Raw genomic sequence first — 372 nt, 5'->3', positions numbered from 1 at the left:
GGGCTGCACGCGCCCCGGCCGGTGCCCGCGGATGCCCGCTGCCCGGTGTGCGGCATGTACCCGGCGCGCTCGCTGGAGTGGGCGGCACAGGTGGTTTTCGACAACGGCGACACGCAGTTCTTCGATTCGCCGCTCACCCTCTTTATTTACCTGCAAGACGTGGGTCGCTATACCCGTGGCCGCCAGGCCAGCGAGATCGCAGCCCGTTATGTGAGCGACGCCAGCAGCGGCGCCTGGATCAATGCGGTGGACGCGGTCTACGTCAGCGGCTCGGCCGCCGTCGGACCCATGCGCGCCGGCAATCTGCCGGCTTTCGCCGATGCGGCGGCCGCACAGCGCTTTGCCAGTGCGCGCGGCGGGCTGCTGCTGGCG

General features: G+C 70.4%; 1 protein-coding gene. It reads left to right on the top strand.

Features of this window, described 5'->3' with window-relative positions; translation table 11 throughout:
* A partial coding sequence (locus tag B3V69_RS15450; RefSeq protein ID WP_296447906.1) for a nitrous oxide reductase accessory protein NosL occupies positions 1-372 on the top strand: 372 nt, incomplete at both ends.

Origin of the sequence: Rhodoferax sp. UBA5149 (assembly GCF_002413825.1) — a bacterium.
Classification (GTDB): domain Bacteria; phylum Pseudomonadota; class Gammaproteobacteria; order Burkholderiales; family Burkholderiaceae_C; genus Rhodoferax.
The sequence above is the reverse complement of the archived record's forward strand: the minus strand, read 5'-3'. Positions and strand labels throughout refer to the sequence as shown.